Genomic DNA, 25,442 nt, shown 5'->3' on the forward strand with positions numbered 1-25,442 from the left:
AACGAGCCCCGCGCCGGGGAGGCACGGGGCTCGCGACGGGGCGCCGCCCGCTCAGGGTTTGACGGCGATACGGCCCTCGTCCATGCGCAGCAGCAGCAGTTGCTCACCGGTCTCCTCCAGGAACTCGTCCACGGCCTGGCGGGAGCCCTGCCAGTAGCCGTAGTCGTCGATCAGCAGCACCCCGCCGCTCACCAGGCGCCCGTAGAGGTGGTCGAGCTCGTGCTTCGTCGACGCGTACCAGTCGGTGTCCAGCCGGAGGATGGAGATCTGCTCCGGTGCCTGCTCCGGGACGGTGTCCTCGACCTTCCCCCGCACGTAGTGGACGCGCTCCTTCGGGTACGGGACCTGCTCGAACCCGGCCTGTACGTCCTCCAGGGAGGCCACGGCCCAGATGGGCCGGTCCTTGCCCTGGGCGTCCAGGAGCTCCTGGGCGGGCCTGCCGTCCCTCCGCAGGTCCTCGGCGGTGGGCGGGGTCATGCCCTCGTACGTGTCGAAGAGGTAGAGGTCACGCCCCGTCTCGCCGAGCGACAGCAGTGTCCTGGCGCAGGCCTGCATGGAGCCGCCGCGCCAGACACCGCACTCGACGATGTCGCCGGGGATCCCGTGCCTGACGACGTGCCGGGTCGCGAGGACGAAGGCGTTGAGGCGCTCCGGGGAGGTCATCGTGAACGGCTTGACCGCACTGATGATGTCCTTCGCCTCGTCGTCGTAGTCCGCGGGGAACCGCGGTGGCTTCGTGGCCGCGGGCTTCGGCACGGGCGGCTTCCGCTCCGCGGCCGGCGGCTCCACGGGGGCGGAGCGGGGAGCGGGCAGGGCCGCGCGCCGCAGCTGGTACCCGGTCAGTTGCTGAAGGACGCCGTTGACGGCGTTGCGCCAAGCCATGGGGCGGGACAGTACGCGCGTTTTGCGGCTCATGTCATCTTTCGTCAACCTGTAGTTGATGGGACGGACCGGTCGTCCGGCCGCCCGCACCGCTGCCGGCCGTCCAGCGGGCGCGGCAGCGGAACGCGGTCCACCCCACCCGCCCTGTTGGCCCACCACACCGCCGTCTCCCGGACGGCGAGATCGGCCAGGCTGTTCTTCAGCCTGGTCACCGGCCGCCGGTGGGGCAGGGGCCGGCGGAAGACGCCCACCGAGTCGCCCCAGTAGGCGGCCTTGGCGTCGATGGAGGCGTAGTCGTGCCAGATGCCCTTCACGGGCGGGAAGTCCGTGTACGCCTCGCAGAGTTCGAGGCGGGAGTGGGCGGCCATCGCCCGGAAGCCGTCCGGGTAGTAACGCCAGCAGTCCTGGGCGTCGTGGGCGTGCCCGCGCGAGGGCGCGGTGATGAAGGCGTAGCCGCCGGGCCTGAGCACCCGGGCGATCTCCAGCATCGACACCCAGAAGAAGGGGATGTGCTCGAACGCCTGGCCGGACAGCACCACGTCGGCGCTGCGCGACCTCGCGGGGATCCGGTAGGGCCGGGTCATGACGGCGTCGACGTTGGGGCCGTCCAGGACGTCGACACCGAAGTAGTCGATGTCGTGGTCCGCCAGCAGCCCCCGGTGGGTGCGGGTCTGCTTGCCCGAGATCCGTGAGCCGAGGTCCACGACACGGTGCCTGCGGGTCCTGGGCAGGTACTCCTCGATGCAGAGCTGCATCTGCTCGTAGGCGGACCGGTGCATGGACGTCTCCCAACGTAGCCGTGTGCGCGCGCTGTTGAGCACAACGACGGCGGTCCTCGGAGGGATCGCCCCGTACGGGTGACGCGAGGCCCTCAGCCGGGACGCACCGGGAAGATCCGCCGCACCACCCGCTCCGCCGCGTGCCCGTCGTCGTACGGGCAGAAGCGCTCGCGGAACGCGGCGCGCAGTGCCTCGGCCTCCGGGGACCTCCAGGCACCGCTCCGCAGCGCCTCGCGCAGCTCGCCCTCCGTGGTGGCGACCGCCCCGGGCGTGTCACCGGGGCGTCCGGACAGCAGATCGACGTAGACGCCCCGAGCGGCGCGGTAGGCGTCCCAGTCGGGCGCGTAGGTGATGATCGGGCGGTCCAGGCAGGCGTAGTCGAACATCAGGGACGAGTAGTCGGTGATCAACGCGTCGGAGGCCAGGAAGAGTTCCTCGACGCGGGGATGGCCGGTGACGTCCACGACCCGGTCCCCCGCCGTCCCGGCGGAACGCCCGTAGAAGTAGTGGGCGCGCACCAGCAGCACCCAGCCGGGCCCCAGCGCGCGGGAGAGGCCCTCCAGGTCGAGGCGGGGGAGGAAGCCCCTGCGGTAGTCACGGTGGGTGGGCGCGTACAGCAGCACGGTCGCTCCGGGCGCGATGCCGAGTTCGGCGCGGGCCTTGTCCTTCTGCTCCGGGGTGGCGGTGCACAGGACGTCGTTGCGCGGGTAACCGTAGGGGAGCTGTTCGTACGCGGAGGGGTAGACCCGGTCCCAGACCTCGCTGCTGTGGGGGTTGGCGGAGAGGCTGAAGTCCCACTGGTCGGTGTGCGCGACGACCCTTTCGTAGCTCACGCCTCCGGTGAGGGCGGGATAGGGAAGCTGGTCCAGGCCCATGGTCTTGAGGGGGGTCCCGTGGTGGGTCTGGAGGTAGACCTGCCCCGGCCGCTTGGTGAAACCGCCCGGGAAACTGGAGTTGTTGACGAGGTACGTCGCCGTGGCCATGGTCCGCCAGTAGGCGCGGGAGCCCTCGATGACGTACGGCACGCCGGGCGGCATCCGGTCGCGGTGACGCGAGGAGACGACCCACACGCCCCGGACGTGCGGGGCCAGTTCACGGGCCTTGGCGTAGACGGCGGCCGGGTTGCAGGAGACGCCCCTGTTCCAGTAGGCGCCGTAGACGGCGAGGCAGGGGTCCAGCGGCCGGTGCAGGTCGGCGCGGTAGAGGGCCTTCATCACGCGGGCCCGCAGCGACTTCCTGCCGGCGCGCGCGGCGGCCCGCACCCTGGCGCGCCCGGCGCCTGCGGTGCGCCGGGCGCGGTGGGCGGTGTACCGGCCGGGGAGCCCCGCCGCCCGGAAGAAGGCGGCGCGGTCCTCCGGGGCGATCCTGCCCGGGTCGTCGAGCACGGCCGTCAGGTGCGCGGTGCGCGCGGCCACGATCCGCGGGTCGCCGCCGGTCTCGGCGGTGAGCCGGTCGTACGCGCCGATGACGGCGAAGTGCGCGCGGCCCGGCGTCGTGGCGAACGTGCCGGTGCGGCGCAGCCGGTGGCGTACGCAGATCCGGTCGAGCGAACCGAGGGTGCCCGCGTCGGACGCGAGGAGGGCCGCCCGGTGGACCGGCAGGACGTCGTCGTACGGGCCCTCGGTGAAGCGGAGCCCGTGGGCCTTCCAGAAGGCGCGGCGGAAGAGCTGGTTCGCTGCGGCCGGGACGGCCATGCCCGGCCGGACGGTCCCCCACCAGTCGACCCGGTCGTGGCCCAGACGCAGCACGTCGGGCCGTTCCCGGGCCAGTCGTGCGGCGATCTCCGCCACGGCTCCGGGAAGGAGGAGACCGTCCCCGTCGAGGAAGAGCAGATAGCTCCCGCGCGCCGCCCGGGCCCCCGCGTTGCGGGCCGCCCCCAAGTCCCAGGGGCGGTCGAGGACGAGCACGCGCACCCGGGGGTCGCGCTCGGCGCACTCCCGCGCGATCGCGAGGTCGGGTCCGCCGCCGGGCGCGCCGACGACGATCAGCTCCCGGCCGGCCCGGCCGTCCTCCCCCGCTGGCTGCGCGGTCACGGAATCCAGGGCCGCCCTCAGGTACCCCTGAACGCGGTGGGCGGGCACGACGACACTGAGGAGCATGGGAGCGGAGCGTAGTGCGGAGCACGCGGACCACCCCAGGGGCCTTCACCCGTTCGGGTCAGCGGCGTGACCCGGGGCGCTCCCCCGGGTTGAGCCGTGCATGAAGCCACTCCTCAGCGTCGTCGTCCCGGTGCACAACGTCGAGGACTACCTGGAGGAGTGCCTCGACTCGCTCGCCGCGCAGTCCCTGAGGGACATCGAGGTGGTGCTCGTCGACGACGGCTCGACGGACGGGAGCCGCCGGATCGCCGAGGAGTTCGCCGCCCGGGACGGACGCTTCCGCTGCGTCCACCAGGCCAATGCGGGCCTGAGCGCCGCCCGCAACGCCGGGGTGGCCGGCACCACCCCCGGCACCCCGTACCTGGCGTTCGCCGACAGCGACGACGTCCTCGTCCCGGACGCGTACGAACGGATGCTGGCGTCCCTGGAATCGACCGGCTCGGACCTGGTGACGGGCAACGTGTGGCGGCTGAACGAGCAGGGCAGGCAGCAGGCCTGGCAGTACCGCTGGCTGACGGCCGACAGCCCGCGCACCCACATCACCCGCGACGCCCGGCTGCTGGCCGACCGCGTCGCCTGGAACAAGGTGTTCCGGCGTTCCTTCTGGGACCGGCACGCCTTCTCCTTCCCGGTGGGCAGGCTCTACGAGGACACTCCGGTGATGATCCCGGCGCACTATCTCGCCGGGTCGGTGGACGTGCTGCACGAGCACGTCTACCACTGGCGGGTGCGGGAGGGTTCGATCACCCGGCGGCGCACGGACGTGCGGGGCGTACGGGACCGGATCGCGGCCTGTGCGCAGGTCAGCGCGTTCCTGGCCGGCCGGGACCCGGCGCAGCGGCTGCGCTACGACGCCTCGTGCCTGCGCGACGACTTCGTGTACTTCCTGGAGGGGCTGCCGATGGGCGGCCCCGCCTACCGTGCCGCGTTCATGGCGGACGCCGGCGCCTTCCTCGACCGCGCGGGCGACGCGGCCCTGGCAGGGCTGCCTGCCGAGGCGCGCATCCGCTGGCAACTGGTGCGGGAGCGGAGGACGGCGGAGCTGCTGGCCGTCCTGGAGGCGGAACGGGCCAACGGGACGGGCACGTTCACCGTGGCGGGCCCGCCGGGGAGGCGGCGCGCCGTCCATCCGGGGCTCACGGGCGTCGGCGCGCGCCTCGGCAGGGGTGACCTGCCCGCCGTCGCACGGCTGGTGGAGGCGTCCTGGGGCGGGGACGGCAGGCTGCGGCTGCGCGGTTACGCGTACGTCCGCAACCTCCCGGCCCCCGCGGCCCGGCACTCGCTGAAGGCAGGCCTGGTGCGGGAGGCGTCGGGCAGGAGGATGCGCGCCGTACCGGTGCGCACGGTCCGGTGGGAACGGGCGACCTCCGACTCGGGCCAGGACCTGCACTGTTACGACTACGCGGGCTTCGAGATGGTCCTCGACCCGGGACGGCTGGGGCCGGGTGACTGGCTGGTGGGCGTGGTGGTGGCCGGACACGGCATCGTGCGGCGGGCGGCGCTGCGCGCCGTGGAGGCGGCCGTCGCGCAGCCGCTGGTCCACGACCTGGGCGGCGGACGGCGCGCGGTGCTCGGTTACCGGGACGGCCGGCTGGAGCTGGCCGTGACGCGGCTGCCCGCGGTGGCCACCGGCCACGACCGCGGGCAGGGCACGCTGGAGCTGACCGGCCGGCTGTACGGCGGTGCCCGGCCCACCGCCCTCGTGCTGACCCGCGACGGAGCGGCGGAGCAGGTGTGCCCGGTGCGGTGCGGTGACGGTGAGCATTTCAGCGCGCCGGTCCCGCTGGCGGCGCTCGCCGCCGCCGAGTCCGCCCCGGCACACCGCGCACCCCACGGCTCCGGCCCGCACCGGGAGGGCCGGTGGCGGGCCGCGCTCGTCACCGACGGCGTCCGCACTCCGCTCGCGGCGGCCCCGGACCTGCCGCCGCCCGCCTTCGCGGACGCGGGGGGCGGCCTGGTGGTGGACGTGGCCGGTGAGCCACGCGCGGACCGTGCCGGGCCCGCACCGGACGGCGGGCTGCGCGTCCACGGGACCGGAGCGGGCGCACTGGTCCTGCGGCACAGCACCCTCGGGGAGACGGTGGACGTGCCCCTCGAACAACGGGCGCCCGCCGCACGGCTGGGCGCCTCCCCCGGTCCCCACGAGGCCCGCTTCGTCGCCGTGATCGGGCGGCCTCCCCGCGAGGGCGACTGGGAGGTGCTCCTGGACGGCCGGCCGGTACGCGTGGGCGGAGCGCTCGCCGCACGCATGCCGCTGTACGCCTCCGGCGCCCGCTTCCGGCTCGACCGCCGTCACGGTGACCGGCTGGCCGTGCACTGCGCGCCGGCGCTCGGGGACACCGAGCGGAGCGCGTACCGCCAGGGCCGTCTGCGGGCGGTCCACTACCCGGCGCAGCGCCGGCTGCCGCTGCGGAACGTCGTGCTGTACGTCGGGGAGGGGTCCCCGCGCGCCGTGCACGCCGAGCTCGTGCGCCGGGGCACGGACGCCGAGCACCTCTGGGTGACCGACGGCTCCGCGGGGGCGGCGGCCCGGGTCCCGTCCGCGGCCGTCCCCGTCGTGGCGCACAGCACCGCCTGGTACGAGGCACTGGCACGAGCCCGCCGGATCGTCGCCGCGGGTCAGCTGCCCGCGTGGTTCGAGCGGCGCCCGGGCCAGACGGTCGTACAGACCTGGCACGGCTCCCCGCTCGGCCGGTTCGGGCTGGACCTCACCGGCTCCCTGTACGCCGACCACCAGTACCTCGCCACACTGGAGCACCGTTCGTCCCAGTGGTCGGTCCTGGTCTCCCCCAGCGCCTGGGCCACCCCGCATCTCCGTCGCGCCCTCGGGTACCGCGGTGAGGTGCTGGAGGCCGGCGCCCCGGCCGACGACCTGCTGTCCGCACCCGGCAGGGACAGGACGGCCGGGCGGGTACGCCGCCGGCTGGGCATCCCGGCGGACCACCGGGTGGTGCTGTACGCGCCGACGTACCGGGACCACCTCGCGCACGCGCCCGCCGGCCTCCCCCTCGGCGCCTCCCCGCTGTACCGCTGGGACCCGGCGCTCGACCTGTCCGCGCTGGCACGGTCGCTGGACGGGCGTACCACCGTGCTGGTCCGCAGACACCCACGGGTGACGGGCAGTGTGCCGGGCCACCCCGCCCTGCGCGACGTGTCGGCCCACCCGGACGCCACCGAGCTCCTGCTCATCGCCGACGTGCTGGTCACCGACTACTCGGGGCTCGCGTTCGGCTTCGCGCACACCGGCCGCCCGATGCTCTTCCACACCTACGACCTGGAGCACTACAGGGACACCGTCCGGGGCTTCTGCCTGGACTTCGAGGCGCGGGCGCCCGGGCCGCTGCTCCTCACCACCCGTGAGGTGGCTCAGGCGCTGCGGGACACACCGGCCTCGGCGGACCTCCACGCCGAGGCGTACGAGGGCTTCCGGCGGGACCACTGCGGCCCGGCCGACGGCGGCGCGGCCCGCCGCGTCGTGGACCGGCTGCTCGACGAGCGCTCCGGATCCCGCACCCCGTCAGGCCCCGGACATCCCGTCAGGCCTTGAGCGCCCGGACCGCCGAGGCCGCGAGATCGTCCAGGTACCCCTTGGGCAGATCGCCACGGACCACGACGAGGCGCCAGTACAGCGGGCCGACGATGAGGTCCAGTGCCCGGTCGGGATCGCTGCCCTCGGGCAGCTCTCCGCGCGCCACCGCCGCCCTGACGACCACGGCGGCCACACCCTGCTGCTGGTCGAGCAGGGCCGCCTTGATCGCGTCGGAGATCTCCGGGTTGCGGGCCGCCTCGACCAGCAGGTCGGGGATGACCTGCGAGGCCACGGGGTGGCGCAGGGCGTACGAGGCCAGCTCCAGCACCGCCCGGACGTCCCCGTACAGCGAACCCGTCGCGGGCGCCGGCATGCCCTGCGCGGCGACGGCCGCGACCAGGTCCAGGACGAGGTGGAGCTTGGACTTCCAGCGGCGGTAGACGGCGGTCTTGCCCACCCCCGCGCGCCGGGCGATGCCCTCGATCGACATCCGCGCGAATCCGACGGCGGCCAGCTCCTCGAAGACGGCACCGCGGATCGCGTCGGTCACGTCCTCACGGAGCACCGCGGCACCTGCCGGGGTGCGGCGCCCGGTTCGCCGTTCGGTGGTCATGGCCCGAATGATAGACCGTAACGACGAGACGGTTGCGTTGCGACGTACATACGTCCTACTGTCAGCGTTGCGACGGAACGGTGCCGTCCCATCGAACCGGTCCCGGTCGCCCGATACCCCCGCCCCTCCCTCGAAAGTGATCGTGGTGAGCCAGACAGCAGCCCCGCCGGCCCCGGTGGACACCGCATCTCCCGACCTGCTCCCCGTGTACGCGCCCGGTGAGCTGGCCGCGCTCGCGGCCCGGCACGGACTGACCGTGAGCGGGGCCCGGCCGACGCTCGGGGCGTACGTCCGACAGCTCTGGGGGCGCAGGCACTTCATCACCGCCTTCGCCACGGCCAAGCTGACCGCGCAGTACAGCCAGGCGAAGCTCGGCCAGATCTGGCAGATCATGACCCCGCTGCTCAACGCGACGGTCTACTACTTCATCTTCGGTGTCCTGATGAACACCAAGCACGGAGTCCCCGACTACGTGCCCTTCCTCGTCACGGGCGTCTTCATCTGGACCTTCACCGCCAGCTCGATCACGGCCGGCACCCGGGCCATCAGCGGCAACACCGGGCTCGTCCGGGCCCTGCACTTCCCCCGCGCGTCCCTGCCGATCGCCCTGGCCATCCAACAGCTCCAGCAGCTCCTGTTCTCGCTGGGCGCCCTGTTCCTGATCCTCCTGGTGTTCGGCCAGTACCCGCGGCCGTCCTGGCTGCTGGCGGTCCCCGCGCTCGCCCTCCAGGCCATGTTCAACACCGGCGTCTCGATGGTCATGGCCCGGCTGGCCGCCAAGACCCCGGACATCGCCCAGCTGACCCCCTTCATCCTGCGCACCTGGATGTACGCCTCGGGCGTCATGTGGAGCCTCGACACCCTGCTCACCGCCGACCGGGTCCCGCGCCTCGTCCTGCTGGCCCTGGAGTGCAACCCGGCGGCCGTCTACATCGACCTGATGCGCTACGCCCTGATCGACAGCTTCACCGGCGCGCAGCTGCCCCCGCACGTGTGGGCCGTCGCGACCGGCTGGGCCCTCGTCTGCGGCATCGGTGGTTTCGTGTACTTCTGGAAGGCCGAGGAGAGGTACGGACGTGGCTGACGCCCCCGACACCCGGGTACCCACCGTCGTCGTCGACGACGTCCACATCACCTACACGGTGAACGGCGCCCGCACCGGCAGGGGCAGCGCCACCTCCGCCCTGAACCGGATCGTCTCGCGCGGGCAGCCCCGCGGCGCCCGCCAGGTGCACGCGGTGAAGGGTGTCAGCTTCGCCGCGTACAAGGGCGAGGCCATCGGTCTGATCGGTTCCAACGGCTCCGGTAAGTCGACCCTCCTCAAGGCGATCGCGGGGCTGCTGCCCCCGTCGAAGGGCAGGGTCCACACCCAGGGCCAGCCCTCACTCCTCGGCGTGAACGCCGCCCTGATGAGCGATCTGACCGGGGAGCGCAACGTCGTGCTCGGCGGCCTGGCGATGGGCATGACGCGCGAACAGATCCGCGAGCGCTACCAGGACATCGTCGACTTCTCCGGCATCAACGAGAAGGGCGACTTCATCACCCTCCCGATGCGCACCTACTCCTCCGGCATGGGGGCCAGGCTGCGTTTCTCCATCGCCGCGGCCAAGAGCCACGACGTCCTGCTGATCGACGAGGCGCTGTCCACCGGCGACGCGAAGTTCCAGCGGCGCAGCAAGGACCGGATCATGGAACTCCGCGAGGAGGCCGGCACGGTCTTCCTGGTCAGCCACAGCAACAGGTCGATCACCGACACCTGCGACCGGGCGATCTGGCTGGAGGCGGGCACCTTGCGGATGGACGGCCCCGCCAAGGAGGTCGTCGCCGCGTACGAGCAGTTCACCGGCCCCGCGAAGGCCAAGCCCGGGAAGTGACGTCCTGGCACCGGGACGCCGTCCGCCGGACGGGCCTCATCGGCCCGTCCGGCGGACGGCGTCATGTGCGGCGGCCCCTTCGGCCGGCGCCGGTCAGGCGTGGGTGCGCAGCAGGGTGCGCATCGTCCGCATCGCCACCGACAGGTTCGCCAGGTCGAAGGACTCCGAGCTGCGGATCTCCTCCAGCGTGGCGCGCGAACGCGCCAGGATCGCCGCGTTCTTCTCCTCCCAGGCCGTGAAGCGCTGTTCGGGGGACGACGCGTCGTCGCCGACGGACAGCACGTCCGACGTGAGCGCGGCGTGCGCGGCGTAGAGGTCCTCGCGGATGGACGCCCGGGCCATGGACTGCCAGCGGTCGCCCCGCGGCAGCTCGATGATCCGGTCCATCAGCTGGGTGATCCCCAGCCGGTCGGCGAGGTCGTAGTACACCTCGGCGACGGCCAGCGGGTCCTTGCCCGTGCGGTCCGCGATCGCGACGACGTCGAGCACGGGGAAGGCCGACGAGAATCCCGCCACCCGTCCCGCCAGTTCCTCGGGGACGCCCACCGAGGTGAGCTCGTCGAGGATCGACCGGTACCACTCGCTGTCGGCGCCCCGGAGCAGCTTGGGCAGCTCGCGCCAGACGCGCTCGACACCGTCCCGGAAGAACTCGATGGTCTCCGCGATCCCGACCGGCTGCGGCCGGTTGCCGAGCAGCCAGCGAGAGCCCCGCTCGACGAGCCGGCGGGAGTGCAGCCGGATCCGGGTCTGCACGTCGGCGGCCACCGTGTTGTCGAGCGCCTCGACGGCGTCCCACACGCCGGAGAGACCGAAGATCTCGCGGGCGGCGAACTGGGCCCGCACGATCTCCTCCAGTGACGCCCCCGTCTCCTCGCGCAACCGGTGCAGGAACGTCGAACCACCGCTGTTCACCGTGTCGTTGACGAGCACCGTCGTGATGATCTCGCGGCGCAGCGCGTGCCCGTCCACCGCCTCGGGGAACCGTTCGCTCAGCTGCTTCGGGAAGTAGGCGTGCACGAGCCTCTGCAGGTGCGGGTCGTCCGGCAGGCTGGTGGTGATCAGCTCCTCGGCCGCCGTGATCTTGGTGTAGGCGAGCAGCACGGCCAGTTCCGGCTGGCTGAGGCCCTTGCCGTGGTTCAGCAGTTCGCGGATCTGCCGGTCGTTCGGCAGGAACTCCAGCGCCCGGTCCAGGTGCCCCTCGCGGCCGAGCCGGCGCATGAAGCGCTGGTGGGCGTGGAGGAGCGACGGCGCCTGGGCACAGGCGTTGGCGAGCGCGATGTTCTGCGCGTAGTTGTTGCGCAGCACGAGCTGTCCGACCTCGTCGGTCATCTCCGCGAGCACCTTGTTGCGCTGCTTCACGGTCATGTCGCCGTCACGCACGAGACCGTTGAGCAGGATCTTGATGTTCACCTCGTGGTCGGAGGTGTCCACACCGGCGCTGTTGTCGATCGCGTCGGTGTTGATCCGGCCGCCGGCCCGGGCGAACTCGATCCGGCCGAGCTGGGTCGCCCCGAGGTTGCCGCCCTCGCCGACGACACGGGCCCGCAGATCCGCCCCGTTGACCCGGATCGCGTCGTTGGCCTTGTCACCGACGTCGGCGTTCGATTCGGCCGTGGCCTTGATGTACGTGCCGATGCCGCCGTTCCACAGGAGGTCCACCGACGCCTTGAGGATGTTCTGCATCAACTCGGCGGGCGTCATCTTGGTGACCTTGGAGTCGATGCCGAGCGCCGCGCGCATGTGCGCGTTGACCGGGATCGACTTGGCGGAACGCGGGTGGATGCCGCCGCCCGCGGACAGCAGGTCCTTGTCGTAGTCCGCCCAGGAGCTGCGCGGCAGGTCGAACAGCCGGCGCCGCTCGGCGTACGAGGTCGCGGCGTCCGGATCCGGGTCGATGAAGATGTGCCGGTGGTCGAAGGCCGCGACCAGCCGGATGTGCTCGGAGAGCAGCATCCCGTTGCCGAACACGTCACCCGACATGTCACCGACGCCGACGACCGTGAAGTCCTCGGTCTGGGTGTCGTGGCCCAGCTCGCGGAAGTGCCGCTTCACGGACTCCCAGGCGCCGCGGGCGGTGATGCCCATGCCCTTGTGGTCGTAGCCGGCCGAGCCGCCGGACGCGAACGCGTCGCCGAGCCAGAAGCCGTAGGCGACCGCGACGTCGTTGGCGATGTCGGAGAAGCTCGCGGTCCCCTTGTCGGCGGCGACGACGAGATAGGTGTCGTCCTCGTCGTGCCGGACGACCTCCGCGGGGTGCACCACCTCGCCGGCCACCATGTTGTCGGTGATGTCGAGGAGGGCCGAGATGAAGATCCGGTAGCAGGCGATGCCCTCGGCGAGCCAGGCGTCACGGTCCACGGCCGGATCCGGCAGCTGCTTGGCGACGAACCCGCCCTTGGCGCCCACCGGCACGATCACGGTGTTCTTGACCATCTGCGCCTTGACCAGGCCGAGGATCTCCGTACGGAAGTCCTCCCGCCGGTCCGACCAGCGCAGCCCGCCGCGTGCGACCTTGCCGAAGCGCAGGTGGACGCCCTCGACGCGCGGGGAGTACACCCAGATCTCGTACGCCGGGCGTGGCGCCGGGAGATCCGGGATGGCCTGCGGGTCGAACTTCATCGAGACGTAGCCGTGCGGCTCGTGGTCGTCGGCCAGCTGGAAGTAGTTGGTCCGCAGCGTGGCCTTGATGACGGTGAGGAAGGACCGCAGGATCCTGTCCTCGTCCAGCGAGGCGACCTGGTCGAGGGCCCCGTCCAGTTCCTCGAGGAGCCCGTCGGTCAGCTCGGTGCCCGCCTTCTGCCGGGCCGGGGACATCCGGGCCTCGAAGAGGGAGACGAGCAGCCGGGTGGTGTGGACGTTGTTGCGGAGGGTGTCCTCCATGTAGTCCTGGCTGAAGGTCGAACCGGCCTGGCGCAGGTACTTCGCGTAGGCGCGCAGCACCATGGCCTGGCGCCAGTCGAGGCCTGCTCCCAGGACCAGGGAGTTGAAGCCGTCGTTCTCCGCCTCGCCGGTCCAGATGGCCGCGAAGGCCTCCTGGAAGCGGTCCCGGGCGTCGTCGGCGAGGTAGTCGCCGTTGCCCGTGGCCTTCTTCGGCAGTCGCAGCCCGAAGTCGTAGATCCAGGCGTGTGTCCGGTCGGCGCAGCGCAGCTCGTACGGACGTTCGTCGACGACCTCGACGCCGAGCCGCTGGAGCGCGGGGAGTACGGCGGAGAGCGAGACCTGCTCACCGGTCCGGTAGATCTTGAAGCGGCGCTCGCCCGGGCCCGCGCCCACGGGCTCGTACAGGCTGAGGGCGAAGTCCTTCTTCTCGTCCTTGAGCGCCTCCAGGTGCACCAGGTCGGCCACCGCCGAGCGCGGCGAGTGGTCCGCCTTGTAGCCCTCGGGGAAGGAGTGGCCGTACCGGCGCATCAGTTCGGCGGCGCGCTCCTCGCCCAGCTCGGCGTTGAGCGCCTCCTGGAAACCGTCGGCCCAGGAGCGGGCGGCCTCGACGAGGCGTGCCTCGATGCGGTCCGCGTCCGCGTCGGTGAGGTGCGGCAGCTCGGTGCCCGGCGGGACACGGACGACGAAGTGCAGGCGGGAGAGGATGGACTCCGTGTTCCAGGCGGTGAAGTCGACGCTGGTGCCGCCCAGTTCCTCCTTGAGGATGTCGATCAGCCGGAGCCGCACACCGGTGGTGTAGCGGTCGCGCGGCAGGTAGACGAGAGCGGAGTAGTAGCGCCCGTACTCGTCCTGACGCAGGTAGAGCCGCAGCCGTCGGCGCTCCTGGAGGTACAGCACGGAGGTGACGATGGAGCGCAGCTGGTCGACGGGCGTCTGGAAGAGCTCGTCCCGCGGGTAGGTCTCCAGGATCTGGAGGAGGTCGCGGCCGTCGTGGCTGTTGGGCGTGAAGCCCGCGCCCTCCAGCACCTCGGCGACCTTGCGGCGGACAACGGGCACCCGGCGCACCGACTCGGTGTACGCGGCGGAGGAGAAGAGCCCGAGGAAGCGCCGCTCTCCGACGACGTTGCCGTCGGCGTCGAACTTCTTCACCCCGACGTAGTCGAGGTAGCTGGGGCGGTGCACGGTCGACCGGCTGTTCGCCTTCGTCAGGACGAGGAGCTTGTGCTCCCTCGCCTTCGCCCTCACGTCCGCGGGCAGCCGGTCGAAGGAAGGGCTCACCGGGTGGGCCTCGTCCTCGCTGTGCTTCGGGTCGGAGCGCAGGATCCCGAGACCGGTGCCGGGGACGGCCGTCAGCGCGTCGGACTCGCGGAGCTCGTACTCCCGGTACCCGAGGAAGGTGAAGTGGTCGGCCGCGAGCCAGCGCAGCAGCTCACGCGCCTCCTCCACCTCCTCGTCGCCCAGCTCGTCGAGCGGTTCCGCCGGGAGGTCGTCGGCGATCCGCAGGGCGGCGTCACGCATCTTGTCCCAGTCCTCGACGGTCTCCCGTACGTCGGACAGGACGCGGAGCAGGTCGGCGGTGATCTGCTTCAGGTCCGCGCGGTCCGTCTCCCGGTCGATCTCGACGTGGATCCACGACTCCACGAGCGCGTCGTGGGGCAGCTCGGCACGGCCCTGGGCGCGGCCGCCGGACCGCTTCGCGCCGCCGGTCCTGGCCGGGTCGTCGCCGAACACCTCGATCAGCCTGCCGGCGACATCGCGGCGGACGACGACCTGCGGGTGGATCACGAGGTGGATGCCGCGGCCCTGCCGGGACAGCTCGTTGGTGACCGAGTCGACCAGGAAGGGCATGTCGTCGGTGACGACCTCGACGACGGAGTGGCTGCTCGTCCAGCCGTTCTCCTCGACGGTCGGGGTGTGCACCCGGACGTTGGCGGTGCCCTGCGGGCGGTTCTCGGCGAGACGGTAGTGGGAGGAGGCGCCTCCGAAGATGTCGACCGGGTCGCGGTCGGTGATGTCCTCCGGAGCCGTGTGCAGGTAGTAGCGCTGGAGATAGGCGAGCAGCGTGTTCCGGCCCGGCCGCTCGTCCCGGCCGGCCTCGGTGCCGTCCTCCGCTCCGGTGCCGGTCCCCTCGGCGAGGTGCACCCGGAGGCCACCTCCCGGGCCACCGACACCACCGCCCGGACTGTTGTCAGCTACCCGGGCCGCCCTTGCGAGCAGCTCGGCCTTGGCTTCGTCCAGCTTGGTCTGCATGTCCTCTGGCTCCTGTCGCGCGCCGTTGCGTGACGTAGGTGTAAAAGACGGCGTACCGCCACGACGCGGGGTTTCCGGTCTGGGTCGACGCTATGCCGCCTGGGGAGATGCCCGGGACCATATCGGCCATTTTCGGCAGACGGCCCGGGACGCGGAGATCACGCATCGCCCGGGTGCTGTGGCACTCCGGGCGCAGGCCGGGGGCTTCGCTGCCCCCGAGGCGTATCGCGCTGATCACGGCACCAGGCTATCCCTCCCGCACCCACAACCGTCATGAGCCGCTTATGTACAAAAGAACGCCCCGAACTTTGACACTCTGGACATCGCACGGTGACACGCCGACACGTAAGGGCACACGCGTCCGGCAGGGCTCCGGGAGCCTGCCCGGCCCGTTCCACCCGCGCGCTGCCGGTGTGCTGCCCGTGCTGCCCGCGCCGCCCGTCAGTCGGCCATGAGTCCGGCGAGCGCCACGGCCTCGGCCAGGGTGTCCACCACGGGCACGCCGGCCGCCTCCAGGCTGCTGCGGCTGTGCGAACCGCCGGTGTAGAGCACGGCGCGGGCGCCGACGTGTGCCGCTGCCACCGCGTCGTCCACGGCGTCACCGATGACCACCGCGGATTCGGGAGCGATGCTTCCGAGCGCCTCGAAGTGGCGCTCCATGTGCTGTGCCTTGCTGCCGCCGGAGGGGCCGGTACGGCCGTCCACGCGCACGAAGTGGCGCTCGATGCCGTACGCCCGCACGACCGGGACCAGGTGCTCGTGGCCGTACATGCTGAGCAGCGACTGGCTGTGCCCGCCGGCCTGCCACCGGGCCAGCAGGTCCTCGACCCCCGCGGTCAGCCCGCAGGCGACCCGCTGCTCGGTGTAGTGGCGGTGGAAGAGGCCGTCCATCCGCTCCCACTCGGCAGGGGTCGGCAGCCTGCCCATGAGCCGCTCGTAGAACGCGGGTATCGGCACGCAGTACGTGTCGCGGTACTGCTCCAGGGTGAGCGGTGCCAGGTCCACCTCGGCGAAGGCGGCGTTCGTCGCCCCGAGCACCGCGTGGATGTCGTCGAGCAGTGTGCCGTTCCAGTCCCAGACCAGATGTGTGCGGTGCTTCCCCGATGTCGCCATGGAGAGAAAATACTCGCCCGGTACGACACCGGCACCGGCACGGGGACCCGGCTGCCGGACGATCACGGCGGCCCCCGCGGTCAGGCGCTCAGTCGATCAGGCCCGGGATCTCCTGGATGCCGAACCACAGAAGCTCGTGGTCCTCCGCGCCGTCCACCGTGAACCGGGCGTCGTCATCCCCGAGGTCCGCAGCCCCCAGCGCCGCCGCCGCCTCGGCGACGTCCTTCTCGGCGTCGGTGGCGTCCACGTGCACGGCGGCGGCCTTCGCCAGCGCCACCGCGTCAGCGATCCTCACCTCGCCGAGCGACGAGGCGTCCATGATGTGGTCCGGATCCGCGACCGCCGCCCCGTCCGGCACGTCGAGAGCGACGACGACCCGGCGCCGGGCCTCCTCGGGCCGCCCCGCGATCAGCCGAAGCGAGGCGGAGGCGGCGCGGTTGAGCGCCGCGTACTCGAGTTCCTCGATGTCGTCGGAGACGTACCACTCACGCAGGCCGGGCGTCACGGCGTAGGCGGTCAGCGGCCCCGGACCGATCTCGCCCGCCCCGTGCGCCGCGGCAAGACCGGAGAGGGTCAGGGGGACGTACACACGCATGGCTGACCGCTTTCGTAGTCGATGACGTCCTCAGGATACGTGCGACGTCCCCCTTCGGGGTTGCCCCTCCACCCGCCGGTGTCCACCGTGCGGCGCCCGTCACCCCCGCCGTTCCCTTGCGGCACACGGCCCGTCACCCGGATAGGTGGTCCGGCCCGGTGCTCGACCGGCCCCCTACGCCGGTTGCGGGGCCTGCGGCCGGACCCGTAGAAGATCCCCAGCAGAAGTTACCGCCCGGTACTCACCCGGGCTCCGACAGCGGCCACGGGGGCTACGAGCATGAGCACGGACAGGACGAGGCCGGCCGGACGACGCGACCGCAGCAGGCCGGGCACCGTACCCACTCAGCGGCCCCGGCGGCCGATGCGCCCGCACCAGTGGTTCGCCGAGCGCCTGCTCGCGGTCCTCAGCGGTCAGCGACCGGTGCACTGGATGCTCGGCCACACGATCGGCGAGGCCTACGACCAGCTCGCCGAGCTCGCCCCCGAGGCACCGCTCGGCGCGGGCCGCGGACGCCCGGTCGTACGCGCCTGCCACGGGGCCCAGCCGGCCACCGGCGTGGTCGAGGCCTTCGCCAGCATCGCCACGGGCGACCAGGTCCGCGCCATGGCCTTCCGCCTGGAGCAGGGTCCGGATCTCCGCTGGCGCTGCGCCGCGATCGACCTGGGCGGCGAACGCCTCACCGCGCTCAGGTGACCCACCGGCCGGCGGCGGGCCCGCGAAGGTGCGCCGACGGCCGGGCACACCACCTGGGGAGCCTGCCGGTCCGAGAGACCCCGCAGCGGCCCCGCAGAGGCTCCACGGCGGCCCCTGCGGGCTCGGCACACCGCCTGCGGCCCGGCCCGGGCTTCCACGGGGACGCGCCACCCGGCCCGGCCCCGGACAGGTACCGCGAACGCGTCCGGCCCGGACACCTGCCGGTGTCCGGGCCGGACGCGTTCGCGACGTGCTGCGCGCTACTTCTTGCGGCGGCGGCCGCCCGTGCTCTTCTGCGCCTTACGGCGCTCGGCACGCGTCATTCCGTCACCCTCGGACCGCGCACCGTCCCCGTTGGAGAAGTCACCCTCGACGACGCCACCCTCACCGTCCACCGTGGGGGCCGAGAAGTGCAGCCGGTCCGGACGCTGCGGAGCCTCCAGACCCTTGGCCCGGATCTCCGGGCGCCCGGACCCGGCGGCCACCGGCGCGTCCTGCTTCTCGAGCGAGGTCCGCTCCGCGCCGTCCTGCACCGGGACCTCCTCGACCTGCTGCTCGACCTGGACCTCCAGGTTGAACAGGTAGCCGACGGACTCCTCCTTGATGCCCTCCATCATGGCGTTGAACATGTCGAAGCCCTCGCGCTGGTACTCGACCAGCGGGTCCTTCTGCGCCATGGCCCGCAGGCCGATGCCCTCCTGGAGGTAGTCCATCTCGTAGAGGTGCTCACGCCACTTGCGGTCCAGGACGGACAGGACCACACGCCGCTCGAGCTCACGCATGATGTCCGAGCCGAGCGTCTTCTCACGCTCGGCGTACTGCTCGTGGATGTCGTCCTTGACCGATTCGGCGATGAAGTCGGCGGTCACGCCGGCCAGGTCGCCCGCGGCCTCCTCGAGCTCCTCGACCGTGACCTTCACCGGATAGAGCTGCTTGAAGGCGCCCCACAGCCGGTCGAGGTCCCACTCCTCGGCGAACCCCTCGGCCGTCTCCTGCCGGATGTAGTCGTCGATCGTGTCGTCCATGAAGTGACGGATCTGGTCCTGGAGGTCCTCGCCTTCCAGGACGCGGCGGCGCTCACCGTAGATGACCTCACGCTGCCGGTTGAGGACCTCGTCGTACTTCAGGACGTTCTTACGCGTCTCGAAGTTCTGCTGCTCGACCTGCGACTGCGCGGAGGCGATCGCCCGGGTCACCATCTTGTTCTCGATGGGGACGTCGTCGGGGACGTTCGCCATCGACATGACGCGCTCGACCATCTGGGCCTTGAACAGCCGCATCAGGTCGTCGCCCAGCGACAGGTAGAACCGGGACTCGCCCGGGTCCCCCTGACGGCCGGAACGGCCGCGCAGCTGGTTGTCGATGCGCCGCGACTCGTGCCGCTCGGTGCCCAGCACGTAGAGCCCGCCGAGCTCCTTGACCTCTTCGAACTCCGCCTTGACGGCCTGCTCGGCCTTCTCCAGCGCGGCGGGCAGGGCGGCCGCCCACTGCTCGACGTGCTCCACGGGGTCGAGACCCCGCTGGCGCAGCTCCGCCTCGGCGAGGTCGTCCGGGTTGCCGCCGAGCTTGATGTCGGTGCCTCGGCCGGCCATGTTCGTGGCGACCGTGACGGCACCCTTGCGGCCCGCCTGGGCGACGATGGTCGCCTCACGGTCGTGCTGCTTGGCGTTGAGGACCTCGTGCTGGACACCGCGCTTGGAGAGCTGCTGCGAGAGGTACTCCGACTTCTCGACGGAGGTGGTGCCGACCAGGATCGGCTGCCCCTTCTCGTGCTTCTCGGCGATGTCGTCGACGACCGCGGCGAACTTCGCGACCTCGGTCCGGTAGATCAGGTCCGACTGGTCGGCCCGCACCATCGGCCGGTTCGTCGGGATCGGCACGACGCCCAGCTTGTAGATCTGCTGGAACTCGGCGGCCTCGGTCATCGCCGTACCCGTCATGCCCGAGAGCTTGTCGTACAGGCGGAAGAAGTTCTGCAGGGTGATCGTGGCGAGGGTCTGGTTCTCGTCCTTGATGTCCACCCCTTCCTTCGCCTCGATGGCCTGGTGCATGCCCTCGTTGTAACGGCGGCCCGCGAGGATACGGCCGGTGTGCTCGTCGACGATCATGACTTCGCCGTCGATGACGACGTAGTCCTTGTCCTTCTTGAAGAGTTCCTTGGCCTTGATCGCGTTGTTCAGGTAACCGACGAGCGGGGTGTTCACCGACTCGTAGAGGTTGTCGATCCCGAGCCAGTCCTCGACCTTGGCGACGCCCGGCTCGTGGATGGCCACGGTCCGCTTCTTCTCGTCGACCTCGTAGTCGCCGGTCTCGTCGATGCCCTTCAGCGGGTTGCCCGCCTCACCCCGGGTGAGACGCGTGACCAGCTTGGCGAAGTCGCCGTACCACTTGGTCGCCTGGTCGGCCGGGCCGGAGATGATCAGCGGGGTACGGGCCTCGTCGACGAGGATCGAGTCCACCTCGTCGACGATGGCGAAGTTGTGGCCGCGCTGGACGAGCTCGTCCTTGGACCACGCCATGTTGTCGCGGAGGTAGTCGAAGCCGAACTCGTTGTTCGTTCCGTACGTGATGTCGCAGGCGTACTGCTCACGGCGCTGGGCCGGAGTCATGTTGGCGATGATGCAGCCGACCTCGAGACCGAGGAACTTGTGGACCCGGCCCATCATCTCGGAGTCGCGCTCGGCCAGGTAGTCGTTGACCGTGATCAGGTGCACGCCCTTGCCGGAGAGCGCGTTGAGATACGCGGGCAGCGTGCCGACGAGGGTCTTGCCCTCACCGGTCTTCATCTCGGCGACGTAACCGAGGTGCAGGGCGGCACCGCCCATCATCTGGACGTCGTAGTGGCGCTGTCCGAGGACTCGCTTGGCGGCCTCACGGACGGTCGCGAATGCTTCGGGAAGCAGGTCGTCCAGGCTCTCGCCGTCCGCGTACCGTTCCTTGTACTCGTCGGTGAGCGCCCGCAGCTCGGCGTCGGAGAGGTTGACGAAGTCCTCTTCGATGGAGCTGACCTGGTCCGCGATGCGGTGCAGTTTGCGCAGGATCTTGCCTTCGCCTGCACGCATGAGCTTGTTGAAGACGGACACTGAGGCTGGTCTCCTTGCCGGTCGGGCCTGGCACTGGGTCGTGTGATGGACTCTGGCGCGGGCACGGCAGGTGGGCCCCACCGCAACGGCCATCGTAAGCGAGGACCCCGCCACGCCGGGAGGGCTGCCGCCGCGTTCTCCCCACCGCACCCTCCCAGGACAACGGCCGGAGGGGACGGAAGGTGCCGGGAAGCACCGAAAAGTGCTCGCTTCCCACGCTCCCGGTCACCAGAATTCCCGCATGGAGCCCATCACTCTCGTCACCGAGCGCCTGCTCATGCGGCCTTTCACGGCCGAGGACACGGAAGCGACCCACGCCGCCTGCCAGGATCCCGACATCCAGCGCTGGACGATCGTGCCATCGCCGTACACACGTGCGGACGCCGAGCAGTTCACGCGGTCGCTCTCGCCTGCGGGCTGGCGGGACGGCACGATGTACGACTTCGCCGTTCTGCTGCGGGACGGCGGGCCGCTCGTCGGTGCGCTGGGCGTGCACCCGCGCGGCCTGCCCGGCACCTACGAGACGGGCTTCTGGACGGCGAAGGAGCACCGGGGCGCCGGTTACGCGACCGAGGCGGTTCTGGCGGCGGCCCGGTGGGCGTTCACCGCCCTCGCCGCTGACCGGCTCGAATGGCGGGCGGAGATCGGCAACACCCCGTCCCGGGCGGTCGCCCTGCGTGCCGGCTTCCGCATGGAGGGTGAGCAGCGGTCGGCACTCCTCAACAAGGGCATACGGCGTGACACCTGGGTCGGCGCACTGCTCCCGGCCGATCTGGGGCTGCCCGGCACCCGTCCCCACCGGCCGGCTCCTGCTGCGGGGCGTCAGCCGGGGGCGGAGCCGCGGCGACCGGAACCCTCCGCGGGTATCGATGTCAGTGGCGCGCTCTAGGGTTCGGCACATGACGTCTGCGCCGCCGCCCGTTCTGGAACTCTCCGCCGACCAGGCACGCCGTATCGCCCTGCGCGCGCAGGGCCTGCTCGGGGCCCCGGACCGCCGGGGCGGGGTCCGGGGGGTGCTGCGCCGCCTCGGGGCCGTGCAGCTCGACACGATCTCGGTGCTGGCCAGATCGCACGAGCTCGTGCCGTACGCGCGCCTCGGCGCGCTCGGCCGCCGCGCGGTCGACGATGCCTACTGGTCGGGTGGCCGTTCCTTCGAGTACTGGTCGCACGCCGCCTGCATCCTGCCGGTCGAGGAATGGCCCCATTTCGCGTTCCGCCGCCGCGCCTACCGGGCCCGGCCGCAGTGGAACCACGACCTGCCCGACGGCGCGTACGAGACGGTGATCAAACAGCTGCGCGCCGAGGGTCCGCTGACGGCGACGGAGCTCGGCGGCGCGAAGAACGGCGGCGAGTGGTGGGACTGGTCCGCGTCCAAGGTCGCCGTCGAGCGGGCCCTGATGTACGGCGAGGTGGTGTGCACCGAGCGGCGCGGCTGGAAGCGCGTCTACGACCTGGCCGAGCGCGCCATCCCGGACGCCGTGCTCCACGACGACCTGGACGACACGGAGTGCCTGCGCCGGCTGGTCGCCCTGGCGGGGCAGTCGCTGGGGGTCGGCACCCGGGCGGACATCGCCGACTACCACCGGCTCAGGGCCGAGCAGTTCGACGCCGTGGTGGCCGGCTCAGGGCTGGTTCCGGTCTCCGTGCGCGGCTGGGCGAAGCCGGCCTGGGCCCACCCTGATGCCCTGGCCTCGGAACCGCGCGGCCGGCACCGCACGACGCTGCTGTCTCCGTTCGACTCACTGATCTGGGAACGGGCGCGCACGGAGCGGATCTTCGGATTCACCCACCGCCTGGAGGCGTACGTCCCCCGGCCCAAGCGTGTCCACGGCTACTTCGCGATGCCGCTGCTGGCGGGCGGCAGGCTCCGGGGCCGGGTCGATCCGGCCAGGGAGGGGAGCACGCTGGTGGCCCGCCAGGTCTCTCTGGACGGCGTGAAGGCCGTGACGCCGATGGCTGAGGCCCTCGTCGAGGCGGCGTCCTGGGTCGGCTGCACGGACGTACGGCTGGAGCGCGTCGACGCACCGGAGCTGCGCGAGCCGCTCCTTGCGGAGATCTCCCGTGTCCTGCCCTGAGGGCTGCCCCGTAATTCCTGGTGGATCAGCGCACGGCGTCAGATGCGGTGCATCGCAAGGCGGAGGGGCGTTCGCATACTGGATGTATTCGGGCGTTCCGACAACGCAGCGAGGTGCCGTAGCTGTCGTGGTGCCGTAGCTGTCGTCGTGCGCCCGCCAGGGATTACGGGACAGCCCTTGGGCGCCGGGCGGACACCGCCCGCTACCTGATCTCGAGGATCTTCTCCCGCATCGCGTAGACCACGGCTTCCATGCGGGAGTGCAGCTGGAGCTTCTCCAGGATATTGCGGACGTGGTTCTTCACCGTGTTCTCGGAAATGAACAATTCCTTGGCGATATCACGGTTGTTCATGCCCGTCGCCACGAGTTTGAGCACTTCCAGCTCACGCTCGGTGAGTCTCGGCGCGGGTAGGAGCCGGCGCTCGTCCGTGCGCTGGATCATCGACTTGAACTCGGTGAGCAGCTTGGAGGCCATCGACGGGCTGATCTGGGACTGGCCGTCCGCCACCGCGCGAATGGCCGTGGCCACCTCGTCCGTCGAGATCTCCTTGAGCAGGTAGCCGGTGGCTCCCGCCTTGATCGCCTCGTAGAGGTCGGCCTCCTCATCACTGATCGTCAGCATGATGATCTTCGCACTGGGGGCCACCTCCTTGATCGACGTACAGGCTTCGATGCCGCCCCGCTTAGGCATGCGCACGTCCATCAGCACGATGTCGGGGAGGAGGTCCGCGGCCTTGTCGACGGCTTCAGCGCCGTCCCCGGCCTCACCGACGACCTGGATGTCCTCCTCCTGCGCGAGGACGATCTCCAGGCCCCTGCGGAAGAGCGCGTGGTCGTCGACCACGAGAACCCTGATGGGCTCCCCGCGGGAACCACCGCTGTCCGCACGGCAATCCGCACCGGCGGCGTTGCCGGCGTCGTTCGTCCTGCGCACGGGTCCGAAGGTGTCCGCCATCGTTCCTCCCCCTGAAGGCCACTGCCTGAGGTCTCAGGCTGCCCGCCAACGGCAGTGCACAGAGCACTGATTGGCCTGGGACGCCATGCTTTCATGCCCGGCCGCTGATGCGGTGCTCCCGCGGTCGCACGCGGTGCCCCTGGGGCTGAAAAAGCTCCCAGGGGCACCGCGTATCAGCTGTGGGTGGGGGGTGTCAGCCTCCGAGCGCACCGCCCGCGCCGCCTGCCCCGTCCGAGGCCAGCGGGTCGGTCCTCAGGTGGATGACACCGTAGTCGTAGGCGTGCCGCCGGTAGACGACACTGGGCTCCTTGGTCTCGGAGTCGACGAACAGGTAGAAGTCGTGCCCGACCAGTTCCATCTCGTAGAGCGCCTGGTCGAGGGTCATCGGCGCTGCGACGTGCGTCTTCTCGCGCACGATGAGCGGCCCTTCGCCCTGCACCTCGAGCGAGCCGATCTTCTTGGTGGGCACGGACTGCTCCGGCTCCGTGGGGATCAGTTCACCGTCCCCGTTGAACGAGGCGGCGTCCGGCACGACCTCGCCGACCTCGGCTGCTGACAGCCGGCCGCTGCCACGCCTGCTGTAGCGCTTGTCGTGCTCCTTGCGCAGCTGCGTGTCCAGCTTGTCGGTGGCCAGGTCAAGCGCTGCGTACGGGTCGCCTGCCGCCGCTTCCGCCCGGATGACCGGCCCTCGCGAGCGGAGCGTGATCTCCACCCTTGCAGCACGGTCGGCCTGACGGGGATTCGGCTCCTTGGACACCTCGACGTCGAGGCTGATCACCTTGCCGTCGAACTTCTGGATCTTGTCCAGCTTCAGCTTCTCGGCCACGTGCTTGCGGAACCGCTCGGGCACCTCGGTCTTGCGGCCCTTGACGACGATGTCCACGCAGAACTCCGTTCCCGGATCGCTCCGCTTCGGCGGCGGAGCATCTCCCTTTTTGCACCAGGCCCCGGTGATCACCGGAGCCGCGGACTCGGTGGTGTCACCTCCTCCTCCCCCACCGGCGGGTTTTCACCCCCACCGATTTCCGTGCTTCGGCCTATCGGTGAGTTACCTGCCCGAAACCTGGTGGTGCATTCGCCGAGGTGCGGAATTCACCGCCCCTCACAACCGAACATAGCCTGAGCACCACCGTGTCGGCACCCGCTACTCACGCGTACCTCCGATCGGGGCCGTTCGCCCACTCACTACCTGCAACGATGCAAGTTATCTGTCAGTTCCGGTTTATTTCGAAAGCAGACGGAGAGGCTGCGACCACCGCGGCCCGGAGCATTCCCGCCCCGCCCCTTCCCGCACGGCTCGTGGCGCGGACCGCGCGTGCCGCTTCCGCCAGCGACGCCCCCGTCGTCAGGACGTCGTCCACCAGCACGACATGACCACCGGCGAGCAGCTTTTCGCCGCCGTCCGCGACGACGAGCGCGCCGGCGACGTTGGCCTGCCGGGCCCGGGCCCCCAGCCCCGCCTGGTCCGCCACCGCGCGCCGCTGCCGCAGCACGGCGGCCACCCGGGCCGGCGTGCCGCCGCGACGCAGTCCGGACGCGGCCGCCGCCGCTATTCTGCGCACCGGATCATGTCCTCGTCCCGCCGTCGCCCGCCGCGCCGACGGTACGGGCACGAGCAGCACGGCCCTCGCATCTCCCCCATGCCCCGCTCCGGCCCGCACGGCGGCCGCCAGCGCCCCGCCGAGCACTCCTGCGAGGCCGAGTGCCCCTCGCTCCTTGTGGGCCAGCAGCATCGCGCGTACGGCGTTCTCGTACGGCGCCGCCGCGTGAACCGCCGGGAGCCCCGCGGGCTCGGGTGCCGGCGTCACACGGCGCGGCCCGGCCGCCAGCGCCACGGCGCACACCTCGCACAGCTCCGTCCGTGGCCTGCCGCAGCCACCGCAGGCCACGGGCAGCACCAGCCCCACGATCTCCCGCCGCCAGCCGCGCACACTCCCACAGTGCCCCGTCGGCGGGCACCCCGCCACGCCTGTGGAAAACCCCGGTGGCCGACCGAAGGCACCCGGCCGCTCCCGCGCA

At 71.4% G+C, this 25,442-nt stretch carries 17 protein-coding genes; 6 read left to right on the top strand and 11 right to left on the bottom strand.

Annotated features, from left to right (window positions below):
• Positions 1 to 51 precede the first annotated feature (51 nt).
• From ACHFIV_RS28215 to ACHFIV_RS28225, 3 genes are all read right to left on the bottom strand, one after another.
• The gene (locus ACHFIV_RS28215) at positions 52 to 915 is read right to left on the bottom strand and encodes a TylF/MycF/NovP-related O-methyltransferase (RefSeq protein WP_398974754.1); all 864 of its coding nucleotides are present in this window, start codon (positions 913 to 915) and stop codon (positions 52 to 54) included.
• 11 nt (positions 916 to 926) lie between these two features.
• Positions 927 to 1,661, bottom strand: coding sequence for a methyltransferase domain-containing protein (locus ACHFIV_RS28220; RefSeq protein ID WP_398974756.1), 735 nt, complete (start codon positions 1,659 to 1,661; stop codon positions 927 to 929).
• Positions 1,662 to 1,753: 92 nt separating this feature from the next.
• Positions 1,754 to 3,760 (bottom strand): bifunctional glycosyltransferase/CDP-glycerol:glycerophosphate glycerophosphotransferase, encoded by a 2,007-nt coding sequence (locus ACHFIV_RS28225; RefSeq protein ID WP_398974759.1) that lies wholly within the window; start codon positions 3,758 to 3,760, stop codon positions 1,754 to 1,756.
• 100 nt (positions 3,761 to 3,860) lie between these two features.
• Here ACHFIV_RS28225 and ACHFIV_RS28230 point away from each other — a divergent pair, with 100 nt between their 5' ends.
• Positions 3,861 to 7,307, top strand: a complete 3,447-nt coding sequence (locus ACHFIV_RS28230; protein ID WP_398974762.1) for a bifunctional glycosyltransferase/CDP-glycerol:glycerophosphate glycerophosphotransferase — start codon at positions 3,861 to 3,863, stop codon at positions 7,305 to 7,307.
• Here ACHFIV_RS28230 and ACHFIV_RS28235 read toward each other — a convergent pair.
• The gene (locus tag ACHFIV_RS28235) at positions 7,297 to 7,902 is read right to left on the bottom strand and encodes a TetR/AcrR family transcriptional regulator (RefSeq protein ID WP_398974766.1); all 606 of its coding nucleotides are present in this window, start codon (positions 7,900 to 7,902) and stop codon (positions 7,297 to 7,299) included. The genes ACHFIV_RS28230 and ACHFIV_RS28235 overlap by 11 nt on opposite strands.
• Positions 7,903 to 8,044: 142 nt before the next feature.
• On the opposite strand from ACHFIV_RS28235, the gene ACHFIV_RS28240 reads away from it, so the two are divergent.
• The gene (locus tag ACHFIV_RS28240) at positions 8,045 to 8,986 is read left to right on the top strand and encodes an ABC transporter permease (RefSeq protein WP_398974769.1); all 942 of its coding nucleotides are present in this window, start codon (positions 8,045 to 8,047) and stop codon (positions 8,984 to 8,986) included.
• Positions 8,979 to 9,776 (top strand): ABC transporter ATP-binding protein, encoded by a 798-nt coding sequence (locus tag ACHFIV_RS28245; protein WP_398974770.1) that lies wholly within the window; start codon positions 8,979 to 8,981, stop codon positions 9,774 to 9,776. Before ACHFIV_RS28240 ends, ACHFIV_RS28245 begins: the two co-directional genes overlap by 8 nt.
• A 93-nt stretch (positions 9,777 to 9,869) precedes the next feature.
• Here ACHFIV_RS28245 and ACHFIV_RS28250 read toward each other — a convergent pair whose 3' ends face one another.
• The 3 genes from ACHFIV_RS28250 to ACHFIV_RS28260 form a co-directional block, all read right to left on the bottom strand.
• Positions 9,870 to 14,906 carry an NAD-glutamate dehydrogenase gene (locus tag ACHFIV_RS28250; RefSeq protein WP_398974772.1) on the bottom strand — a complete coding sequence of 1,679 codons (5,037 nt, stop codon included), beginning with the start codon at positions 14,904 to 14,906 and terminating at the stop codon, positions 9,870 to 9,872.
• Between the two features lie 441 nt (positions 14,907 to 15,347).
• Complete coding sequence (locus ACHFIV_RS28255) at positions 15,348 to 16,019, bottom strand: HAD family hydrolase (RefSeq protein WP_398974775.1); 672 nt, start codon at positions 16,017 to 16,019, stop codon at positions 15,348 to 15,350.
• A gap of 88 nt (positions 16,020 to 16,107) precedes the next feature.
• Entirely contained in the window at positions 16,108 to 16,614 is a 507-nt protein-coding gene (locus ACHFIV_RS28260) for a DUF6912 family protein (protein WP_398974778.1), read from the bottom strand.
• A 279-nt stretch (positions 16,615 to 16,893) separates the two neighbouring features.
• Between ACHFIV_RS28260 and ACHFIV_RS28265 the strand changes: the two genes are divergently transcribed.
• On the top strand, positions 16,894 to 17,310 hold the full coding sequence (locus tag ACHFIV_RS28265; protein WP_398974781.1) for an Rv3235 family protein: 417 nt from the start codon (positions 16,894 to 16,896) through the stop codon (positions 17,308 to 17,310).
• A 260-nt stretch (positions 17,311 to 17,570) separates the two neighbouring features.
• On the opposite strand, the gene secA is transcribed toward ACHFIV_RS28265, so the two are convergent.
• Complete coding sequence (secA, locus tag ACHFIV_RS28270) at positions 17,571 to 20,393, bottom strand: preprotein translocase subunit SecA (RefSeq protein ID WP_398974782.1); 2,823 nt, start codon at positions 20,391 to 20,393, stop codon at positions 17,571 to 17,573.
• 241 nt (positions 20,394 to 20,634) lie between these two features.
• On the opposite strand from secA, the gene ACHFIV_RS28275 reads away from it, so the two are divergent.
• Positions 20,635 to 21,282, top strand: a complete 648-nt coding sequence (locus ACHFIV_RS28275; RefSeq protein WP_398974785.1) for a GNAT family N-acetyltransferase — start codon at positions 20,635 to 20,637, stop codon at positions 21,280 to 21,282.
• A gap of 10 nt (positions 21,283 to 21,292) precedes the next feature.
• Complete coding sequence (locus ACHFIV_RS28280) at positions 21,293 to 22,468, top strand: winged helix-turn-helix domain-containing protein (protein WP_398974787.1); 1,176 nt, start codon at positions 21,293 to 21,295, stop codon at positions 22,466 to 22,468.
• A gap of 202 nt (positions 22,469 to 22,670) precedes the next feature.
• Here ACHFIV_RS28280 and ACHFIV_RS28285 read toward each other — a convergent pair whose 3' ends face one another.
• From ACHFIV_RS28285 to ACHFIV_RS28295, 3 genes are all read right to left on the bottom strand, one after another.
• On the bottom strand, positions 22,671 to 23,423 hold the full coding sequence (locus tag ACHFIV_RS28285; RefSeq protein WP_398974789.1) for a response regulator: 753 nt from the start codon (positions 23,421 to 23,423) through the stop codon (positions 22,671 to 22,673).
• Between the two features lie 193 nt (positions 23,424 to 23,616).
• A complete protein-coding gene (hpf, locus tag ACHFIV_RS28290; protein ID WP_398974792.1) occupies positions 23,617 to 24,306 on the bottom strand; it encodes a ribosome hibernation-promoting factor, HPF/YfiA family in 690 nt (229 codons plus the stop codon).
• 328 nt (positions 24,307 to 24,634) lie between these two features.
• Positions 24,635 to 25,354: a ComF family protein gene (locus ACHFIV_RS28295; RefSeq protein ID WP_398974795.1), complete on the bottom strand. Its 720-nt coding sequence runs from the start codon at positions 25,352 to 25,354 to the stop codon at positions 24,635 to 24,637.
• Positions 25,355 to 25,442: the final 88 nt, after the last annotated feature.

The organism is Streptomyces sp. ALB3 (assembly GCF_044385685.1).
In the GTDB taxonomy this organism is placed as follows: domain Bacteria; phylum Actinomycetota; class Actinomycetes; order Streptomycetales; family Streptomycetaceae; genus Streptomyces.